This is a genomic window from Stenotrophomonas rhizophila (genome assembly GCF_020857975.1).
In the GTDB taxonomy this organism is placed as follows: Bacteria; Pseudomonadota; Gammaproteobacteria; order Xanthomonadales; family Xanthomonadaceae; genus Stenotrophomonas; species Stenotrophomonas rhizophila_C.
Window position 1 is genome coordinate 140,015 of sequence record NZ_JACWUO010000005.1, and the last position, 20,242, is coordinate 160,256.

Below are 20,242 nucleotides of genomic sequence, written 5' to 3' on the forward strand. Positions count from 1 at the left end.
GAAACGCATGTCTACGCTGCTCATCCGCAATGCCCGCATCACCACCCTCGACCCGACCTGCCCACAGGCCGATGCACTGGCGGTGGTGGACGGGCGCATCGCCGCGGTCGGTACCGAAGCGCAGGTGCGCGCCGGCCTGGACGCGCCCACCGTGATCGACGCCGGTGGCCGCCGCGTGGTGCCCGGCCTCAACGACAGCCATACCCACCTGATCCGCGGCGGCCTGAACTACAACCTGGAACTGCGCTGGGACGGGCTGCGCTCGTTGTCCGATGCGATGGCCATGCTCAAGGCCCAGGTCGACAACACCCCGGCACCGCAGTGGGTACGCGTGGTCGGTGGCTTCACCGCCGAGCAGTTCGTGGAAAAGCGCCTGCCCACCCTGGACGAGCTCAACGCGCTGGCCCCGGACACACCGGTGTTCCTGCTGCACCTGTACGACCGCGCGCTGCTCAACCGCGCCGCGCTGCGCGCCTGCGGCTACGACCGCAATACGCCGGACCCGCCCGGCGGCCAGATCGCGCGCGACAGCAAGGGCAATCCCACCGGCCTGCTGCTGGCCAAGCCCAACGCGCTGATCCTGTACGCCACCCTGGCCAAGGGGCCGCGCCTGCCGATCGAATACCAGTCCAACTCGACCCGGCATTTCATGCGCGAACTGAACCGGCTGGGCATCACCTCGGTGATCGACGCCGGCGGTGGTTTCCAGAACTATCCGGAGGACTACCAGGTGATCGAGCAGCTGCATCGCGACGGGCAGCTGACCGTACGCATCGCCTACAACCTGTTCACCCAGAACAAGGGCGGGGAAGTGGGCGATTTCCAGCATTGGAGCGAGATCGTCGCCCCGCGCCAGGGCGATGATCTGCTGCGCCACAACGGCGCCGGCGAAATGCTGGTGTTCTCGGCGGCCGATTTCGAGCTGTTCAACGAACCACGCCCGGAACTGCCACCGGGCATGGAGCCCGAGCTTGAGCAGGTAGTGCGGTTGCTGGTGGAGAAGCGTTGGCCGTTCCGCATCCACGCCACCTACGACGAAAGCATCGACCGCATCCTCGACGTGTACGAACAGGTCAACCGCGAGATTCCCTTCGATGGCCTGCACTGGTTCATCGACCACGCCGAAACCATCACCGCGCGCAATATCGACCGCATCGGCGCGTTGGGCGGCGGGCTGGCGATCCAGCACCGCATGGCCTACCAGGGCGAGGCCTTCGTGGCGCGCTATGGCAGCCAGGCGGCGCGGCATACCCCGCCGGTGCGGCGCATGCTGCAGGCCGGCGTGCCGGTGGGCGCCGGTACCGATGCCACCCGGGTGGCCAGCTACAACCCCTGGGTGGCGCTGTCGTGGCTGGTCACCGGCCGCACCGTGGGCGGGCTGGCGCTGTATGGCGAAGAAAACCTGCTGGAGCGCGAAGAGGCGCTGCGCCTGTGGACCCAGGGCAGCGCCTGGTTCTCCGGCGACCAGGAGCGCAAGGGCAGCCTGGCGGTGGGACAGCTGGCCGACTTCTGCGTGCTGTCGTCGGACTTTTTCGCCGTCGACGATGCGGCCATCGCCGATATCACCAGCCTGCTGACCGTGGTCGGCGGCCGGGTGGTGTACGGGCAGTGCGACTTCGCGCCGCTGGCCCCGGCGCTGCCGCCGGCGATGCCGGACTGGTCGCCGGTCAACCGCTTCGGCGGCTACCACGTCGGCGGTGCCGCCACCGGGCTGAGCGCGCACGCGCACCTCCATGGCGCCGGCGGTTGCCGCACCCACGGCGCGCACGGCCATGCCGCCGCCCATGCGGTGCCCACCGACGCGCCGAACGCATTCTGGGGTGCGCTGGGATGTTCGTGCTTCGCGTTCTGAGCCTGGGGCTGGCCGGCCTGGCCACGGCGTCGCCGGCGCTGGCCTGCGAGGCCGGCGGCAGCGGTCATTGCCTGACCCTGGCCGATGGCACCGAGCTGCGCAGCGATGCCGCGCTGCGGCTGCGCAGCCTGTATTACGACCCGACCCGCTTTGGCGTACAGGAAGGGCAGCAGGACGGTTACGGCTTGCTGCGTGCACTGGCCTCGGTCAGCGCGCAGCGCGATGGCTGGCAAGCCATGGCGCAACTGGGCGTGCACGCCGAGCAGGGCCGTCGCGGCGGCCCTGGCGGCACCGACCGCGGCGCGCTGGACCTGCAGCAGGGCTATGTGCGCTGGCAGGGCCGGCGGATCGGCTGGCAGGTGGGCCGGCAGGAGGCCGGCTACGGCAGTTCGCGGCTGCTGTCGGTGCGCGACGGCCCCAATATCCGCCTGGCCTTCGACGGCGTACGCGGGCGCTGGACCGCCCCGCGCTGGCAACTGGACCTGCTCGCGCTGCGGCCGGTGGACAACCGCCCCGGCGCGTTCGACGACCGCAGCGACCGGGGCCAGTACCTGCTCGGCGGCTATGCCACGCGCAAGGGCCGCCGCGCCGGCACTGGGCTGGACCTGTACCTGCTGGGCTATGGCCGCGACGATGCGCGCTTTGCCGGCACCGCTGGCGATGAACGCCGCACCACACTGGGCGCGCGCTGGTTCGCCCGACAAGCGCGCTGGGATGCCAACGTGGAACTGGTCGGGCAGCGCGGCACGCTGTCCAGCGCGTCGGGCGAACTGGCCGTCCGCGCCTGGACCCTGGCCAGCGACAGCGGCGTGCGTTGGCCGCAACGGCCCTGGCAGCCGCGCCTGGGCGTGAAACTGGACATCGCCAGCGGCGACCGCGATCCGGCCGATGCCCGCCTGCAGACCTTCAATGCGCTGTACCCCAAGGCGGCCTACTTCAGCGAGGCCAGCCTGCTGGCACCGGCCAACCTGATGGACGTGCAGCCGACCCTCACCCTGACCCCGCATCCGGCGGTCACCACCGAAATCGGCTGGCAGCTGGCTTGGAAGCACCGCCGCGCCGATGCGATCTACACCACGCCCGCGCCGCTGGCCGCGCTGCCGGGCAGTGCCGGCACGCCGCGCCGGATCGGCCAGCAGTTCAAGTGGGAAACCACCTGGCGGGCCAGCCCGCAGTGGCAATGGCAGGCGCAGCTGGCCTGGTTCCAGGCCGGCCCGGGCCTGCGTGCGGCCGGCGGCCGCGACACCTTGTTTGCATCGATGGTAGGAGCTTGGCAATGGTAAGCAACAACAATGGCGCCGCCCCCGGCGCATGGTCACCGCTGAAGATCGGCCTGTTCCGCGCGATGTGGCTGGCCATCCTGGGCAGCAATGTCGGCACCTGGATCAATGACGTCGCCGCCGCCTGGGTGATGGCCGAGCGCACCGGTTCGGCGTTGATGGTGGCGCTGGTGCAGTCGGCCACCACCGTGCCGGTAGTGCTGCTGGCGCTGGTGGCCGGCACCCTGGCCGACATCGTCGACCGCCGCCGCTACCTGCTGTTCACCCAGGGCTGGATGCTGCTGGTGGCGGCCACGCTGGCCACGCTGACCGGACTGTCGATGCTGACCCCGGGGCTGCTGGTCGCCCTGACCTTCGCGATGGGCTGCGGCGCGGCGATGGCGATGCCGGCGCAGGCGGCGATCGTCTCCGAGCTGGTGCCGCGGCCGATGCTGGCCTCGGCGGTGGCGCTGAACTCGATCGGGATCAACATTGCCCGTTCGCTGGGGCCGGCCATCGGCGGCTTGATCGTGGCCCAGCTGGGGCCGGGCTGGGCCTTCGGGCTGAACGCGGTGAGTTTCGCCGCGATGCTGATCGTGCTGAGCCGCTGGCGGCCCGACCCGATGGCCTCGACCCTGCCGCCGGAAGGCTTCGGCGCCGGGCTGCGGGCCGGGCTGCGCTATGCGTTGCGGGCCGGGCGGCTGCAGGCGGTGCTGATCAAATCGGCCGGGTTCTTCTTCTTTGCCAGTGCGGCCACCGCGTTGCTGCCGCTGGTGGTACGCGCGGAGATGCACGGCGGCGCCGGCCTGTACGGCATCCTGCTGGGCTGCATCGGGGTAGGGGCGGTCACCGGCGCACTGGTGCTGCCCACGCTGCGTGCGCGCATGGACCGCGACCTGCTGGTGCTGCTGGCCACGCTGGCCTGCGCACTGAGCCTGTTCGGGCTGGCCTGGTTGCGGCACATGGCGCTGCTGCCGCTGGCGATGCTGGTCAATGGGTTCGCCTGGATCACGGTGCTGTCCTCGCTGCAGATCGCCGCGCAGACCGCGGTACCGGCCTGGGTGCGGGCGCGCGCGCTGTCGCTGTACATCATGGTGTTTTCGCTGGGCATGGCCGCCGGTGGATTGAGCTGGGGCAGCTTCGCCCAGCGCACTTCGATCCCGCTGGCGTTGACGGTGGCGTCGGTGGGCGCGGTGATCGCCGGGCTGCTGGTGTGGCGGGTACGCATTGCCGGCAGCGAGGAGCTTGACCTGCGCCCGGCCGGCTACTGGCCGGCGCCGGAACTGGCGGTGCCGGTGCCGCATGACCGCGGCCCGGTACTGGTGACGGTGGAGTACCGCATCGCCGAGGCCGACCGCGCCGCTTTCCATGCGTTGATGGGCGAGCTGGGCCGCACCCGTCGTCGCGACGGTGCGGTGGTATGGGGCGTGGCCGAAGACGTGGCGACGCCGGGCATCCACCTGGAGTATTTCGTGACCAGTTCCTGGCTGGAGCATCTGCGCCAGCATGAGCGGGTGACTGCCGAAGATGGCGAGCACCAACGCAAGGTGCGCGCGCTGCACGACGGCGAGTACGCGCCCAAGGTGCGGCATTTCGTCGGCGGCGCGGGGGCATTGGCGGCATTGAAGCCGGGCCATGAGCATCTGGGGTGATGCCGCCGCAGCGCCGGGTACGGCCCGGCGCTGCGGCGACTGAACTGGCCGCGATCAGGCCTTGGCGAAGGCCAGCAGGTCCTGGTTGAACTGGTCGGCGTGGGTCACGGTCAGGCCGTGCGGCGCGCCGGGGTAGACCTTCAGCGTGGCATTGGCCACGATCCTGGCCGACAGCCGGCCGGAGGCATCGATCGGCACTATCTGGTCGTCGTCGCCATGCACCACCAGGGTGGGCACGTCGATCTTCTCCAGGTCGGCGGTGTAATCCACCTCGGAGAACTCGGCGATGCAGTCGTACTGGCCCTTGTGGCCGCCCTGCATGCCCTGCAGCCAGAACGCGTCGCGCATGCCCTGGCTGACCTTGTGGCCGTCACGGTTGGCGCCGAAGAACGGGGTGGTCAGGTCCTGGTAGAACTGCGAGCGGTCGGCGGCCACGCCGGCGCGGATGCCGTCGAACACGCTCATCGGCAGGCCGCCGGGGTTGCTGGCGCTGACCACCATCTGCGGCGGCACCGCGCCCACCAGCACGGCCTTGGCCACGCGCTTGCTGCCATGCCGGCCGATGTAATGGGCGATCTCGCCGCCACCGGTGGAGTGGCCGACCAGGATGGCGTCCTTCAGGTCCAGCGCCTCGATCAGCGAGGCCAGGTCGTCGGCATAGGTATCCATGTCGTTGCCGTCCCAGGTCTGGGTGGAGCGGCCATGGCTGCGGCGGTCGTGGGCGATCACCCGGTAACCGTGCTGGCCCATGAACAGCATCTGCGGGTCCCAGGCATCGCCGCTGAGCGGCCAGCCATGGGCGAACACGACCGGCTGGCCGCGGCCCCAGTCCTTGTAGAAGATGGCGGTGCCATCCTTGACGGTGTGGAAGTTGCTCATCGATGAATCTCCAGTGGGGCGGGTGTGGGTGGCGGCCCGGCACGCGGCCGGGCGGCCCAGTACAGCGCGGCGGCGGCCTGCCGGATTGCACCGCTGTGCTGGATTGCCGCCGCCTGTGTCACCGCCTTAACCGCGAACCGCGTATCGTCGGCCCTCTTTGGGTTGGAGTGGATGCATGCGTTGGATCGTGTTGTTGGCCGCATTGGCCATGCCGGTGGTGTCGTGGTTGTCGCAGTCCGGTATGTTCGGCCCGACCAACGGTGCCATTTCCGACCGCTATCCGACCCTGCTGGTCGCCGCCGGCTATGCCTTCGCCATCTGGGGGCTGATTTTCCTGTGGGATGTGCTGTTCGGGCTGTGGCAGCTGCGCCGGCGCAAGCCGGACCTGGTCGGCGTGCGTGGCTGGGTGGCAGCGGGCTTTGCGTTGACCGCGCTGTGGATGCCGGTGTTTTCCAATCAATGGTTCGGTCTGGCGCTGGCGATCATCTGGGCCGCGCTGGCGTGCATGCTGGTGGCCGCCACCCGTGCCGCGCCACCGGAAGCCAGTGGCGGGCAGCGGGCGTGGGCGGCCTATCCGCTGGCCCTGCATGCCGGCTGGCTGTCGATGGCCGCCTTCCTCAACACCGCCCAGGTGATCGTGGCCTACCAGTGGCTGCCGGCCGCCGACATGTTCGGCTGGAGCGTGGCACTGCTGGCGCTGGCCACGCTGCTGGCGTGGTCGATGAACCAGCGCCTGCGCGGGCATTGGGCCTACCCGGCGGCGGTGGTATGGGCACTGGTCGGCGTGTATGTGAAGCAGTCGGGCTGGCGCCTGCCCGGTGCCGACACGGTGTCGGTGCTGGCGCTGGCCGTGGCCGCGTTGCTGGTGCTGCAGACCCTGCTGCTGCGCGCGCGGGCCTGGCGCCATCCCACCGTCGCGGTGGTGGCCGCGCACCGCCATCGGCGCTGACCGGTATCACCGGGCCAGGCCCGACATCCCCCATGACGTGGCAACAGGAGAAGACGCATGCGCGTAGCGATGCATGAGCGGTTCGGCGACCCGGCCGTAGTGCTGCACGGCGGCCAACAGCCGGTCCCGCAGCCCGGGCCGGGGCAGGTGCGGATCCGTACCGTGCTGGCGCCGATCCACAACCACGATCTGTGGACGGTGCGCGGCCAGTACGGCTACAAGCCGACCCTGCCGGCGATCGGCGGCAGCGAAGGCACCGGGGTGATCGACGCGCTGGGCGAGGGCGTGCAGGACCTGGCGCCGGGCCAGCGGGTCAGTGCCGCGTCGGTGCACGGCACCTGGGCGGAGTACTTCCTCGCGCCGGCGAAGATGGTCATTCCCATTCCCGATGCGGTCGACGATGAGACCGCCGCGCAGCTGATCGCGATGCCGCTGAGCGCGTTGATGCTGCTGGAATTCCTGCAGGTGCAGGCGGGCCGGTGGATCGTGCAGAACGCGGCCAACGGCGCGGTCGGCAAGGCGCTGGCGATGCTGGCTGCCGCCCGCGGCGTGCACTGCGTGAACCTGGTCCGGCGCGATGCCGGCGTGGCCGAGATGGCCGCGCTGGGGATCAAGCACACGGTATCGACGGCGCAATCGGACTGGATGGCGCAGGTGCAGGCCCAGGTGGGTGCTGGGTCGATCGCCGCAGCGGTGGATTCGGTCGGTGGCCGCGCCAGCAGCGAGCTGATGACCCTGCTTGGCGACGGCGGCACGCTGGTGTCGTTCGGCTCGATGACCGGCGAGCCGATGCAGCTCAATTCCGGCGATGTGATCTTCAAGCAGGCCACGGTGAAGGGCTTCTGGGGCAGCAAGGTCAGCCAGGCGATGGCGGCCGGGGACAAGCGCCGGCTGGTGGGCGAGCTGTTGCAACTGGCCGCGCGCGGTGGCTTGAGTCTGCCGGTGGACGGTGTGTTCGGCCTGGACCAGGTCGCCGAGGCGGCCGCGGCCAGCCTGGTACCCGGCCGCAACGGCAAGGTGCTGCTGCGGCCCTGACCGGGGATGCCGGCCGCTGGCCGACTCTGCCCCGGATGTTGTCTGGAGCCGGCCAGCGGCCGGCACTACACCCCCACGAGGACATGCATGGACACTACCGCCCCGATCCGCATCACCAAGGCCGGCAGCGTCGCGTCGGCCGCAGGCTCGACGGACTATTTCACCGGCACGGTGCGTATCGACGCGCCGTTCCAGGCCGATGCACCGGCCCGGCTCGGCGGGGCGACGGTAACGTTCGAGCCCGGCGCCCGCACCGCGTGGCATACCCATCCGCTGGGCCAGACCCTGATCGTCACCGCCGGGGTCGGCCATGTGCAGGAGTGGGGCAAGCCCGCGCAGGAGATCCGCCCGGGCGACATCGTGTGGATTCCGCCCGGCATGAAGCACTGGCATGGCGCGCGCCCCGATGTGGCGATGACGCATATCGCCATCGCCGAGGCCGTGGATGGCTCGCCGGTGACCTGGCTGGAGCCGGTCAGCGAGGCCCAGTACAACGGGCAATAGCGCTGTCTCGGTGGGGGTGTTTCACCCGTCCTGGTCTAATGTAATGTATTTAGTTACATATGATCGGAAGCCTGCCCATGGACGCCTACGCCGACCCGGACACCGTCGCACGCTATGCCGAAGGCCCGCCGCGACTGGTACCCGGCTTCGCCGACCTGCTGCGCATGGCCGGCGTGCTGCTGGGCGAACGGGTGGGCGGCGATGCCCGGCTGCTGGTGCTGGGCGCCGGCGGGGGACTGGAGATGCGCGCCTTCGCCCGGGCGCATCCGGGCTGGCGTTTCGACGGCGTGGACCCCTCGGCGCAGATGCTGGCGCTGGCGCGCCAGACGCTGGGCACCGACGCGGCGCGCGCAACCTTGCACCACGGCTATGTGGACGTCGCGCCTGATGGTCCGTTCGACGCGGCCGCGTGCCTGCTGACCCTGCATTTCGTCGCACCCGACCAGCGCGTGGACACCCTGCGTGCGCTGCACCGACGGCTGCGTCCGGGCGCACCGCTGGTGGTGGCGCACATGAGCATTGCCGCCGATCAGCGCGAGCGCTGGCTGGACCGCTACGCCGCGTTCGCAGTGTCGTCGGGGATCGCGCCTGCGGCGGCGGCCAAAGGGCGTGCGGCGGTGGCCACGCACCTGCACATCGCTTCGCCGGCGCAGGACGAAGCCTTCCTGCGCGAAGCAGGCTTCGCCACGGTGGAGCCGTTCTACCAGGGCCTGGCGTTCCGCGGCTGGGTGGCCGTGGCCTGAGTGGCGGGGGAGGCGATGGTAAAGTGCAGGGCTCGCACACCGGAACGACTGCACGCCATGAATGACGCCACCTTCTATCCCATCGGTACCGCCGGCCGGCCCTGGGGCGCGGCAGAGAAGGCGCAGTGGCGTGCCCGCCAGACTCCGAGCCGGCGTTACGCCGATGACGTGCTGCCGGCACTGGAACGCCTGCGCGCCGACTTCGACGTGGAGCAGTACGGCACGCTCGACTATGCGCCGGACCGCTATCCGCTGTTCGCGGTGCGCAGCCGCGACTGGAACCCGGCGTTGCCCAGCGTGCTGGTCACCGGTGGCGTGCATGGTTATGAAACCAGCGGCGTGCAGGGCGCGCTACAGTTCCTGGCCACCCGTGCCAGGGACTACGCCGGCCGCGCCAACGTGCTGGTGGCGCCGTGCGTGAGCCCGTGGGGGTACGAGCGCGTCCAGCGCTGGAACGCCGATGCGATCGACCCGAACCGTTCGTTCGTGGCCGACAGCCCGGCTGCCGAGTCGGCCGCGCTGATGGCGCTGGTCGCGCCCCTGCGCGGCAGCATCGTGATGCACATCGACCTGCACGAAACCACCGACAGCGACGAAACCGAGTTCCGCCCGGCCTTGGCCGCGCGCGACGGCAAGCCGTTCGAGCCGGGGCTGATCCCCGATGGCTTCTACCTGGTGGACGACAGCGAGAACCCGCAGCCGGCGTTCCAGACCGCGGTCAACGCCGCAGTGGAGCGGGTGACCCATATCGCCCCGGCCGACGACAAGGGCGAGATCATCGGTTCGCCGGTGGTGGCCCCGGGCGTGATCGAGTACCCGCTGAAGAAGCTGGGCCTGTGCGCCAGCATCACCGGGGCGACCTACACCACCACCACCGAGGTGTACCCGGACAGCCCGCGTGCCACCGCCCAGCAGTGCAACGACGCCCAGGTGGCGGCGATCTGCGCGGCGATCGATTACGCGTTGGCGCATCGGGTTTCATGATTGCTGTATGGGTTGAAGGATCCGAATCGGGAAAATGAGCGGCCCGTTGCATGGGCCGCCTGGGCCCTCAAGGGCGCTCAGCGGAACAGCTGGTTCAGCGCCGCCCCCGAGGCCGCATCGGCAAAGCCGTCGAAGCGGCCCTGGTCCATCAGCAGTTGCGAGGCGCGCATCATCCCGCCCCAGGCGGTGCGCGCCATCGCCCCGCCGACGCTGACCCGGCGCACGCCCATCGCGGCGATATCGGCCAGGGTGAACGGCACCGCGCTGCCGACCAGCAGGTTGACCGGTTTGGGCGCCACTGCGGCAACCACGGTTTCGATCTGCTCGCGGCTGCTGATGCCCGGGGCGTACAGGCAGTCGGCGCCGGCGTCGGCATAGGCGCGCAAGCGGGTGATCGCATCGTCCAGATCGGGGCGGCCGACGAAGAAGTTCTCGGCGCGGCCGACCAGCAGCACGTCCTGGCCGGAGGCATCGATCGCGCGGCGGGCGGCGCGTACGCGTGCCACCGCCTCGTCGAGCGAACGCAGCGGGTGGTCGGGGTCGGCGCTGGCGTCTTCGATGGAGATGCCGGCCACGCCGGTAGCGATGGCGCGGGTGACGCTGCTGCCGACCTCATCGAGCGTGCCGAAGCCGTCGCCGAAATCGGCGTTCACCGGCAGCGGCGTCGCGGCGGCCAGCGCTCGCAGGTGGTCCAGCGTGGCAGCCAGCGACAACTGGCCGTCGGCCATGCCCTGGCTCCAGGCGACCCCGGAACTGGTGCTGGCCAGCGCCGCGAAGCCCAGGCCGTGCAGGTAGCGCGCGCTGCCCACGTCCCACGGGTTGGGCAGGACGAAACAACCGGCGTCGTGCAGGGCACGGAAGGCGGCGCGGCGTGGGCGGGGATCGAAGCACGGTGCAGTCATGGCGCAGGCCCGGTGAGCGGTGAGCCGATGGTACCGCTGCGGGCGCAATCCCCATGCTGCACGGCGCGGCCGGGGGCCGCGCAGCACCGCGCGATCAGAACACGGCCGGCTTATGCACGCACCGCCCGTGCCGACAGCCCCAGCAGCACCAGCGCCACCGCCACCGCGGCGAAGGCCGCCACCAGGCTGCTGGCCTGCGCAACGAAGCCGATCAGTGCCGGCCCGGCCAGGATGCCGGCATAGCCCAGCGTGGTGATCGCCGGAATGGCCAGGCTTTCCGGCATGGCCTTCTGGTTGCCGGCCATCGAGAACAGCGCCGGCACGATGTTGGCGCAGCCGACGCCGACCAGCGCATAGCCGGTCATGGCCAGCGCCAGGTCCGGGGCGAAGGTGGCCAGGGCGAAGCCAGCGGCGGCGATCAGCCCGCCCAGCAGGATGGCGCGGTGGCGGCCCAGCGCGGCCACCGCGCGGTCGCCGAACAGGCGGGCGACGGTCATCGCGATCGCAAAGGCCATGTAGCCCAGCCCGGCGCGCGAGGACGGCACCTGCTGCACTTCGTGCAGGAACACCGCGCTCCAGTCCAGGATGGCGCCTTCGGCGAGGAAGGCGACGAAGCACAGCACGCCGATGCCCAGCACCACCCCGTGCGGCACTGCGAACACCGGCGCACCGGCCGGTGCCTTGTCGGTGCGCCAATGCGGCAGCGACACCGCTAGCAGCGCGGCCATCACCGCCGATACCAGCAGGCACACCAGCCACGGTGGCAGGTGCAGGGCCAGCAGCGCGGTCATCGCCGCCGCGCCGATCGCGCCGCCGATGCTGTAGAAGGCGTGGAAGCCGGACATCATCGGCCGCCCGCTGTCGCGTTCGACGATGACCGCCTGGATGTTCATCACGCAATCGCAGGCGCCCACGCCGGCGCCGAACACGAACAGGGCCAGGCCCAGCGTCCACGGCGAGGGCGCGACCGCCAGCAGCGGCAGGCTGGCCAGCACCATCAGCAGGGTGGCCACCATCACCGCGCGGCAGCCATGGCGGGCGGCGAACACGCCGGCCAGCGGCATCGCCAGCAGCGAGCCGGCGCCCAGGCACAGCAGCACCAGCCCCAGCGTGCCTTCGTCCAGGCCGGTGCGGGCCTTGGCGAACGGCACCAGCGGCGCCCACGCGGCGGTGGCGAAACCGGGCAGGAAGAAGGCGGCACGGGTGGCGTGCTGTTGGGTGCGGGGCGTGGGCAGGGGCATCGCGATTCCGGGCAACGGGGGAAGGGACACCGGATCAGTCGCGGGTGGCGCGCAGGATGGCCACGCCGCGGCGGGCGAAGGCCTCCACCTGCGCCGGCGGCGCATCGGCCTCCAGGACCAGTTGGTCGATCCGGTCCACGCCGCCGATGCGGTGCGCGGCTTGTGCCCCCAGCTTGTCGTTGGTGGCGACCACCACGCAGCGGCTGCTGGCCGCGAGCAGGGCACGCTTGAGCGCGGCCTCTTCGCCATCCACCGCCCAGATCCCGGCATCGGCATCGACCGCGCAGGTGCCGATGAAGCACACGTCCGCACGTAGCGCGGCAACTGCCTCCAGGGCCTGGGCGCCAACGGTGGCGCCGATGCGCGCATCCAGCCGGCCGCCGATGAGGCTGACCTCGATGCCGCGCCGGGCCATCAACAGCAGGGCGATGTCCGGCGCATTGGTGACCACGCACAGTCCTTGCTGCTCGGGCAGGCAGGCGGCGATGGCGCTGTTGGTGGAGCCGGCATCGAGCAGCACCAGCTCGCCGGGCAGCACCTGCGCGGCGGCCAGGCGCGCCAGGGCCAGCTTCTGTTCGCGGCGCTGGGCGTGGCGGGCCGCCAGCGGCGGGGTGTCCGGCGTGGCCGGCAGCGCGCCGCCATAAACCTTGCGGCACAGGCCCTGGCTGGCCAGGTCGCGCAGGTCGCGGCGGATCGAGTCCTCCGACACCTGCAACTGGGCGGCCAGCTGCGCCGACACCACCCGGCCCTGTTCGCGCAGCAGTTGCAGGATGGTCTGTTGGCGTTCGCCGGGCAGGGCATCAGGGGTCATGCGGGGGTCTCCGGGCGGGGTGAGCGGCACTGCGATCGCGCAGGTTTGTGTAATACGTTGCACCGTTTCGGGCTAAATAATGCCACAACATGGATAAACGTGCACATCCTGCGGCGCATTTGTGCACGGTTTCGTTGGCAATCAGCGCTCGCGCTCCAACTCCGGCTGGATCAGGGCGGTGACCCAGTCCATGAACGCGGCCACCCGGCGTGGCAGGTGGCGGCGCTGCGCGTAAAGCAGAGTGACCGGCATGGGTTCGGCCACGCACTGCGGCAGGATCTGGACCAGTTCGCCGGATGCCAGGGCATGGCGCGCGCCCAGCAACGGCACCTGGATGATGCCCAGCCCGGCCAGCGCCGCCGCGCTGTAGCCCTCGCCACTGTTGACCGTGATCGCCCCGCGCATCGGCAGGCTGCGGTAGCGCTGGCCGTCGTGGTACTCGAACCCCGGCGAGCGCTGGCCCAGCGTGCCCACGTAATGCACCAGCGCATGGGCAGCCAGGTCGGCAAGGTCCTTCGGTACCCCGCGTGTGGCCAGGTAGGCCGGGCTGGCGCAGTTGACGATGTGCATCACCCCCAGCGGCCGCGCGACCAGGGTGTTGTCGTCCAGCGGGCCGACCCGCAGCACGCAGTCGAAGCCTTCGCGGACCAGATCGACGCGGCGGTCGGTGCCGCTCAGTTCGATCTCCAGCCCGGGGTGCCCGTCCAGGAACGCGGGCAGCTGCGGGATCACCAGCTGCCGCGCCAGGCCGCTGGACATGTCCACGCGCAGGCGTCCCTTCAACTGGCTGGTGTCGCGGCGGAACATGCCCTGCAGCTCTTCCAGGTCATCCAGCAGGTCGCGCGCGCGCTGCTGGAACTGGGCGCCGTCGGCGCTGAGCTGCACGCGGCGGGTGGTCCGGTGCAGCAGCTGCACGCCCACTTCGGCCTCCAGCCGCTGTACCGCCAGCGACACGCTGGCCTTGGGCAGCCCCAGGCTGTCGGCCGCCGCGGTGAACGAGCCCAGCTCGGCGACGCGCAGGAAGCTGCGCAGTTGGTCGATGCGATCCATGGATTGTTCGCCAGGTATGAACAGTCAAATCAGAATCGCGCTGTTTATGCTTTGATGCAATGCCAATACGCTGCCTCCCTACCCACACAGGAGCGCGACATGAACACATCCACCCGAGTCGTTCTGATCACCGGCGGCAGCCGCGGCCTGGGCCGCAATGCCGCGCTGGCACTGGCCGCCGACGGCGCCGACATCGTGCTGACCTACCGCAGCCAGGCCGACGCCGCGCAGCAGGTGGTGGCACAGATCCAGGCGCTGGGCCGGCGGGCGGCCGCGCTGCCGCTGGACGTGGCCGACAGTGGCAGCTTCGCCGCGTTCGCCGCCCAGGTGCGGCAGACGCTGCAGGGCTGGGGTGCCACCGGGCTGCAGGGTCTGCTCAACAATGCCGGCGAAGGGCTGTACGCGCCGATCGCAGAGACCACGCCGGAGCAGTTCGACCACCTGGTCGCGGTGCACCTGAAGGGACCGTACTTCCTGACCCAGGCGCTGCTGCCGCTGATCGCCGATGGCGGCCGCATCCTCAACGTGTCCAGCGGTCTGGCCCGCTTCTCGCTGCCGGGCAGTTCGGCCTACGCGATGATGAAGGGCGGCATCGAGGTGTTCACCCGGTACCTGGCCAAGGAGCTGGGCGCACGCCGGATCAGCGCGAATACGCTGGCGCCGGGCGCGATCGAGACCGACTTCGGCGGTGGGCGCGTGCGCGATGACGCGCACACCAATGCGATGGTCGCCTCGATCACGGCGCTGGGCCGTGCCGGGCAGCCCGATGACATCGGGCCGGTCGCGGTGGCGTTGTTGTCGCCGCACACCGGCTGGATCAATGCGCAGCGCGTGGAAGCCTCGGGCGGCATGTTCGTCTGAGGACGGTGCAGGCAGGCGCGGGCCGTGATGGCGCGCGCCTGTTTTTTCATGCGAAAGCGTTGCATTCGCAAACAGCGGCTATCATGCAGTTCCTGTCCACAGCCTGCCGAGCGTTGAGTTGAAAGCTGCCATTGCGATGAGCCCGATGGGCCGTGTGTTCGCCACTGTCGCCTTGGTCGAGGCATTGACCTGGGCCGGGCTGTTGATCGGCATGTATTTCAAGTACCACGCCGCCGAACCGACCGTGATTGGCGTGCGCGTGTTCGGGCCGCTGCACGGGTTCGCCTTCATGGCCTACGTGGTGGTGACCGTATTGGCCGCGGTGCGGCTGCGCTGGCCATGGTGGGCAGCGGGATTGGCGCTGATCGCCGCAGTACCGCCGCTGGTGACGCTGCCGCTGGAATGGTGGTTCAGACGCCGCGGCCTGTTGGCCGCCCGGTAGGGTCGAAGCGTGCTCGACTGCCGGTAGCGGTGCCGCGTTCGGTGGCGACATGACCATTGAACGGAGCTGGTTCTGCGGTTGTGTGACGTGGCCCCGATACAGGTCATGCGTGCAATGGACGTGGCGGGGCTATCGGCAGTCGTTTGGGAACCGACCCTACCGGCGTAGTGCGTCATTGCCTTGGTTGCCCTGGTAGGGTCGAAGCTTGCTCGACTGCCGGTAGCGGTCCCGCGTTCGGTGGCGACATGACCATTGAACGGGGCCGGTTCTGCGGTTGTGGGACGTGGCCCCGATACAGGTCATGCGTGCAATGGACGTGGTGGGGCTATTCGGCAGTCGTTTGGGAACCGACCCTACCAGTGCGGCGCACGTGCGGTGGCGACATGACCGTTGAACGGGACCGGTTCTGCGGTTGCGGGGCGTGACTTCGATGTAGGTCATGCGTGCAATGGACGTGGCGGGGCTATCGGCAGTCGTTTGGGAACCGACCCTACCAGTGCGGTGCCGCGTGCGGTGGCGGCATGACCGTTGTCCGGTGCCGACACTGTGGTTGGCGCGCGGGAACCGGACCTACCTTTTTTCCAGCGCGTCTGTGATCTGTTGCGGCGACTGGAACCCGGCCAGCCGCGCCACTTCGTGTCCGTCACGGACCAGGAGCAGGGTAGGGGTCTGGCGCAGGCCGAGGCTGCGGAAGAACACTTCGCCGATGGTTTCCAGTTTTACTTTGAGCAGTACCACGCCCTCGGTGGCGGGCGCGTCGGCCAGGCTGGCCAGCGACAGGTCCAGCATCCGGCAGCCGGGGCAATCGTCCTTGTGGAAATCCACCAGCACGGTGGCGTAGTCGCGCAGGGCGGCGTGGTAAGCCTCAGGCGTGGCGGCGTGCAGGGTCTGCATGGTCAAGGGTCTCGATATGGGCCAACACGGTGTCGGCCCAGGAATGGATGGCGAGGGTGTCGGCGGCGCCGTGCGGCATCTGCTCGATTTCCAGCACCGCGTGCGGGGAGCTGAAGAAGCGCGCCAGCCGGTGCGCGGCGCCGCAGTAATACTCCAGTCCCCATTGGGTTTCCCCGGTGCCGAACACCGCCACGCGTTGCGCCGACGGTAGGCCGCCGTGGTCGCGCACGGCCGCGACGAAGCGCTTCATCTCCGCCGGGGTGCGCCCGGCATTGTCGGTCCAGCTGCCGAGCAGCAGCAGGTCGTGCGGCCGGGCCAGTGCGTGGGCGGCATCGCCATCGACATCGAACAGCCGCACCTGGTGCCCGTGCCATTGGCAGCGCGCGGCCAGTTGCCGGGCGACATCGCGCGTGTTGCCGCTCAGTGAGGCGTAGGCGACCAGGATCTGCATGGCCTTACAGGTCGTCGAAGCCATTGTCGGCATTGGTCTTCTTGTAGCTGGCGTTGCGCATTTCGAAGAAGTCGGTCTTGGTTTCGGTGAAGTTGTCGGCGTAGGCCTTGATCCACGGCATCACGTTGACGTGGGTGTCGCTGTACAGCTTCTCGATGCCGAGCATGCCGGCCATCTTGTTGGCGCGGTATTTCACATAGCGGATCATCTCGTCCACGTCGATGCCGTCGATGCCATCGAGCACTTCGCCGGTCCAGCGGGTTTCCAGCGCGATGGCGTGCTCGAAGGCATCGTGTACGTAGGCGGTGAGCGCATCGCCCTGCAGAGCCGGGTTCTCGCCGATGATGGCGCGGATCAGTTCGCTGATGAACTTGGTATGGGCCAGCTCGTCGCGGTTGATGAAGCTGATGATCTTGCCGGTGCCGGTCATGCGGTTCTGCCGGACCAGGTTGTAGAAGAAGGCAAAGCCCGAATAGAAGTTGATGCCTTCCAGGATCGAGGACTGGATCAGCGCGCGGATCAGCGTTTCGGCGGTCTTCTCGCGCAGGAAGTCGTCGTAGGACTGCATGATCGGCTGGTTGCGGGCCAGGATGGTGGGGTGGGTGCGGGCGATTTCGAACACCCGGTTCTGGTCGGCCAGCCCGGCGATGGAGGCCAGCACGTAGCTGTAGCTTTCGTTGTGGATCACCTCCTGCTGGCCGATGATCGCCGCATTGGCATGCGCGGCCGGGTCGGTGATGTACTCGGCCACGTTGTAGATGAAGCGGGTCTGCGGCGAATCCAGCGTGGCCAGCAGGCCGATGATGGAATCGTAGGCGTTCTTTTCGCGCGCGTTGAGTTCGCCGTAGCCGCGCGCGTCGCCCTTCATGTCGACCTCGTCGGGAATCCAGAAGTTGGTCGACAGTTCCTTGTAGGCCCGATAGAAGGACGGGTAGGGGATGTCGTTCCAGTTCAGGATGCCGCTGGTGCGGCCGTTGATGATGCCGGTGGAGCGGTTGGGGTGGCGTGGTTCGAGGATCTTGATGCGTTCCAGGGGGATGGCCATGGGGTGTCCTTGTTTTTGCGATTGCATGGGGTGGCGTGGTTGCCGGCCAGCGGCCGGCGCCACCGGGCGATGGGTTGACGACCAACGGTCGTCAGCTACCTGGGGGTGGTCGTCATCCCCCGCACCATTCGCATTCGCTGATGTCGATATCGTTGGAGCGCACGTAGTAGGTGGTCTTCAGCCCTTCGCGCCAGGCGCTCATGTGCAGCGCCAGCAGGGTGCTGGCGCGGATGGTGCTGGGCACGTAGAGGTTGAAGCTGATCGACTGGTCCACATGGCGCTGGCGGCGCGCGTTCTGGCGGATGCTGGCGAACTGGTCCAGCCGGTAGGCGCCCTTTTCGTAGTACGGGTAGGTGTCCAGCGACAGCCCCGGCGCGGCCACCGGGCGGCGGAAGTCCTTCTTCTCTTCGTAGTAGAACGCGCCGTATACCGGGTCGATCGAGGCGCTGGAGCCGGCGATCTGCGCGGTGCTCATGTTCGGCGCCACCGCCAGCAGCCAGCCGTTGCGCAACCCGTGCACGCCTACCTGCGCGGCCAGTTCCTGCCAGGCCGGGCTGGTGTAACCGCGCGCGCGGAAGTACTCGCCGTTGTGCCAGTCGCTGCCCAGGAAGGCGCTGTAGCGGCCCTTCTCTTCGGCCAGGCGCATGCTGGCCTGGATGGCCAGGTAGTTGATCCGTTCATACAGGGTGTCGGCATAGTCCTCGGCCTGGGCCGAGTCCCAATGGATGTGCTGCTGGGCCAGCAGGTGGTGCCAGCCGAAGGTGCCCAGCCCGATCGCGCGGTACTTGCGGTTGGTGATGGTGGCCTGCGGCACGGGCAGCTGGTTGAGGTCGATCACGTTGTCGAGCATGCGCACCTGGATCGGCACCAGCCGCTCCAGCACGTCGCTGGAGAGCAGGTCCGGCGCGGCGGTGACGGCCCGGCCCAGGTTGATCGAGGACAGGTTGCACACCACGAAATCGCCGGCCTGGCGGGTGGTGACGATCTGGTCGCCGCTGATCATCTCCTGGATCAGGCGGGTGGGGCTCATGTTCTGCAGGATTTCGGTGCACAGGTTGCTGGAGTACACCGTGCCGGCATGCTTGTTGGGGTTCTTCCGGTTCACTTCGTCGCGGTAGAACATGAAGGGGTTGCCGGTCTCCAGCTGGCTGACCATGATCCGCTTGAACAGATCGATGGCCTTGATCGTGCGCCGGCCGATGCGCTCGTCGGCCACCACCTCGGCATAGCGGTCGCGGAAGCTGCCCTGGCCGCGCTGCTCGTCGTGGAAGTCCTGCAGGTACCAGCCCTTGATCCGCTTGACCTCGTGCGGATCGAACAGATACCAGTCGCCGCGCCGCTCCACCGTTTCCATGAACAGGTCGGGCAGGCATACCGAGGTGAACACATCGTGCGCGCGCAGGCGCTGGTCGCCATTGTTCAGGCGCAGGTCCAGGAAACTTTCGATGTCGCGGTGCCAGATATCCAGGTACACCGCGATGGCGCCTTTGCGCTGGCCGAGCTGGTCCACGCTGACCGCGGTGTTGTTGAGCTGCTTGATCCACGGCACCACGCCACCGGACGAATTGGCCACCCCGCGGATCGGTGCACCGGCCGAACGCACATAGCCCAGGTAGGCGCCCACGCCGCCGCCGTGCTTGGACACCCGCGCCACGTCGGTGTTGGAATCGTAGATGCCCTGCAGGCTGTCCTCGACGGTGTCGATGAAGCACGACGACAGCTGGCCGCCCAGCTTGCCGGCATTGGCCAGGGTCGGGGTGGCCACGGTCATGTACAGGTTGGACAGTGCCCAGTAGGCCTCGCGTACCAGCAGCATGCGCCGGCGCCGGCCATCGGCACCGCTGCGGTGCTCGTCCTGCATCAGGTACAGCGCGATGGTCAGCCAGCGTTCCTGCGGCAGTTCGAACACCGCGCGCGAAGCGTCGGTGGCCAGGTAGCGGGTGGCCAGCAGGTACAGCCCGTTGTAGGCGAACAGGGTGTCGCGCTCGGGCTCGATCATGCGCCCGGCTTCTTCCAGTTCTTCCTTGGAATAGGCCTTGAGGATGTCGATCGAGTACACGTTGCGGTCGGCCAGGCTTTCCTGCAGGCCTACGTAGGAGCCGTACTTGAGGGCGGCGTCGTAGAAGCGGTTCTTGCTGGCGCGCTTGTACAGCCGGCGCAGGTACAGCCGCGCGGCCAGGTGCTCCCAGTCCGGCGCGGTCAGGTCGATGCGCGCCTCGGCTTCGCGGATCAGCAGGTCCACCAGTTCATCGGCGCTGAGCTGCTGGCGGCGGCCGATCAGGGCCAGCACGCTGCGCAGGTAGTCGGCCAGGTCCAGCTGCGGGAACGGGGCATGCGCCGCCTGCAGGCTGCGCTGCAGGCGCGCCGGGTCGAACGGCAGGCGCCGGTTGCCGCCTTCCTTGGTGATCCACGGCGTGGTGTCGGCGTCGTTGCCGGTCGGTTCGGGGGTTGCGGTGGCGTCGGTGACGCGGCTGTCTTCGTTGATCATCGTCGGTCCATGCGGTGCGCAGGTGTCGCGCCGCGATGCAGGCATCGCGACGGCCGGGCGGGCGTCATGGGGCAGGGGGGATCATCCCCGGCAATGGCCGGGTGAAGGCCGCGCGTCCAGACGCCGTTCGGGTGGTCATGCCCTGTGGCCGGGAGGGGCAACAGGGGCGTGACGGGGAAACGGGCCTGGCGGAAGCGGGG

The 20,242-nt window shown here is 69.3% G+C and carries 19 protein-coding genes; 10 read left to right on the forward strand and 9 right to left on the reverse strand.

Going from position 1 to position 20,242, the window contains the following annotated elements; translation table 11 throughout:
- Nucleotides 1–7 precede the first annotated feature (7 nt).
- From IC535_RS06970 to IC535_RS06980, 3 genes are read left to right on the forward strand one after another with little or no spacing between them, the layout of a single operon-like run.
- Complete coding sequence (locus IC535_RS06970; protein WP_228885558.1) at nucleotides 8–1,852, forward strand: amidohydrolase; 1,845 nt, start codon at nucleotides 8–10, stop codon at nucleotides 1,850–1,852.
- The gene (locus tag IC535_RS06975) at nucleotides 1,831–3,135 is read left to right on the forward strand and encodes an alginate export family protein (RefSeq protein WP_228885559.1); all 1,305 of its coding nucleotides are present in this window, start codon (nucleotides 1,831–1,833) and stop codon (nucleotides 3,133–3,135) included. Before IC535_RS06970 ends, IC535_RS06975 begins: the two co-directional genes overlap by 22 nt.
- Nucleotides 3,129–4,763 (forward strand): MFS transporter, encoded by a 1,635-nt coding sequence (locus IC535_RS06980; RefSeq protein WP_228885560.1) that lies wholly within the window; start codon nucleotides 3,129–3,131, stop codon nucleotides 4,761–4,763. Before IC535_RS06975 ends, IC535_RS06980 begins: the two co-directional genes overlap by 7 nt.
- A gap of 54 nt (nucleotides 4,764–4,817) precedes the next feature.
- On the opposite strand, the gene IC535_RS06985 is transcribed toward IC535_RS06980, so the two are convergent.
- On the reverse strand, nucleotides 4,818–5,642 hold the full coding sequence (locus tag IC535_RS06985) for an alpha/beta fold hydrolase (protein WP_228885562.1): 825 nt from the start codon (nucleotides 5,640–5,642) through the stop codon (nucleotides 4,818–4,820).
- Between the two features lie 175 nt (nucleotides 5,643–5,817).
- Here IC535_RS06985 and IC535_RS06990 point away from each other — a divergent pair, with 175 nt between their 5' ends.
- The 5 genes from IC535_RS06990 (at nucleotide 5,818) to IC535_RS07010 (ending at nucleotide 9,857) form a co-directional block, all read left to right on the forward strand.
- A complete protein-coding gene (locus IC535_RS06990; protein WP_228885563.1) occupies nucleotides 5,818–6,591 on the forward strand; it encodes a hypothetical protein in 774 nt (257 codons plus the stop codon).
- A gap of 57 nt (nucleotides 6,592–6,648) precedes the next feature.
- Complete coding sequence (locus IC535_RS06995) at nucleotides 6,649–7,626, forward strand: zinc-binding dehydrogenase (protein ID WP_228885564.1); 978 nt, start codon at nucleotides 6,649–6,651, stop codon at nucleotides 7,624–7,626.
- Between the two features lie 87 nt (nucleotides 7,627–7,713).
- Nucleotides 7,714–8,130 (forward strand): (R)-mandelonitrile lyase, encoded by a 417-nt coding sequence (locus IC535_RS07000; RefSeq protein ID WP_228885565.1) that lies wholly within the window; start codon nucleotides 7,714–7,716, stop codon nucleotides 8,128–8,130.
- Nucleotides 8,131–8,207: 77 nt separating this feature from the next.
- A complete protein-coding gene (locus IC535_RS07005) occupies nucleotides 8,208–8,873 on the forward strand; it encodes a class I SAM-dependent methyltransferase (RefSeq protein ID WP_228885566.1) in 666 nt (221 codons plus the stop codon).
- A gap of 57 nt (nucleotides 8,874–8,930) precedes the next feature.
- On the forward strand, nucleotides 8,931–9,857 hold the full coding sequence (locus IC535_RS07010; protein ID WP_228885567.1) for a M14 family metallopeptidase: 927 nt from the start codon (nucleotides 8,931–8,933) through the stop codon (nucleotides 9,855–9,857).
- Between the two features lie 77 nt (nucleotides 9,858–9,934).
- On the opposite strand, the gene IC535_RS07015 is transcribed toward IC535_RS07010, so the two are convergent.
- From IC535_RS07015 to IC535_RS07030, 4 genes are all read right to left on the reverse strand, one after another.
- Complete coding sequence (locus IC535_RS07015) at nucleotides 9,935–10,759, reverse strand: isocitrate lyase/PEP mutase family protein (protein ID WP_228885568.1); 825 nt, start codon at nucleotides 10,757–10,759, stop codon at nucleotides 9,935–9,937.
- 110 nt (nucleotides 10,760–10,869) lie between these two features.
- On the reverse strand, nucleotides 10,870–12,000 hold the full coding sequence (locus IC535_RS07020) for an MFS transporter (protein ID WP_228885570.1): 1,131 nt from the start codon (nucleotides 11,998–12,000) through the stop codon (nucleotides 10,870–10,872).
- 34 nt (nucleotides 12,001–12,034) lie between these two features.
- On the reverse strand, nucleotides 12,035–12,811 hold the full coding sequence (locus IC535_RS07025; protein WP_228885573.1) for a DeoR/GlpR family DNA-binding transcription regulator: 777 nt from the start codon (nucleotides 12,809–12,811) through the stop codon (nucleotides 12,035–12,037).
- A 141-nt stretch (nucleotides 12,812–12,952) separates the two neighbouring features.
- Nucleotides 12,953–13,861, reverse strand: coding sequence for a LysR family transcriptional regulator (locus IC535_RS07030; protein WP_228885574.1), 909 nt, complete (start codon nucleotides 13,859–13,861; stop codon nucleotides 12,953–12,955).
- A gap of 99 nt (nucleotides 13,862–13,960) precedes the next feature.
- Here IC535_RS07030 and IC535_RS07035 point away from each other — a divergent pair, with 99 nt between their 5' ends.
- Entirely contained in the window at nucleotides 13,961–14,722 is a 762-nt protein-coding gene (locus tag IC535_RS07035) for an SDR family NAD(P)-dependent oxidoreductase (protein WP_228885575.1), read from the forward strand.
- 136 nt (nucleotides 14,723–14,858) lie between these two features.
- Nucleotides 14,859–15,164 carry a DUF3817 domain-containing protein gene (locus IC535_RS07040; RefSeq protein ID WP_228885655.1) on the forward strand — a complete coding sequence of 102 codons (306 nt, stop codon included), beginning with the start codon at nucleotides 14,859–14,861 and terminating at the stop codon, nucleotides 15,162–15,164.
- Nucleotides 15,165–15,734: 570 nt separating this feature from the next.
- Here the strand turns inward: IC535_RS07040 and IC535_RS07045 are convergent.
- From IC535_RS07045 to IC535_RS07060, 4 genes are all read right to left on the reverse strand, one after another.
- Nucleotides 15,735–16,058 (reverse strand): thioredoxin family protein, encoded by a 324-nt coding sequence (locus IC535_RS07045; RefSeq protein WP_228885576.1) that lies wholly within the window; start codon nucleotides 16,056–16,058, stop codon nucleotides 15,735–15,737.
- Nucleotides 16,030–16,509, reverse strand: a complete 480-nt coding sequence (locus IC535_RS07050; protein WP_228885577.1) for a flavodoxin — start codon at nucleotides 16,507–16,509, stop codon at nucleotides 16,030–16,032. The genes IC535_RS07045 and IC535_RS07050 overlap by 29 nt, the downstream gene beginning before the upstream one ends.
- Nucleotides 16,510–16,513: 4 nt before the next feature.
- Nucleotides 16,514–17,554 (reverse strand): ribonucleotide-diphosphate reductase subunit beta, encoded by a 1,041-nt coding sequence (locus tag IC535_RS07055; protein WP_228885578.1) that lies wholly within the window; start codon nucleotides 17,552–17,554, stop codon nucleotides 16,514–16,516.
- A gap of 112 nt (nucleotides 17,555–17,666) precedes the next feature.
- A complete protein-coding gene (locus tag IC535_RS07060; RefSeq protein WP_228885579.1) occupies nucleotides 17,667–20,042 on the reverse strand; it encodes a ribonucleoside-diphosphate reductase subunit alpha in 2,376 nt (791 codons plus the stop codon).
- Nucleotides 20,043–20,242: the final 200 nt, after the last annotated feature.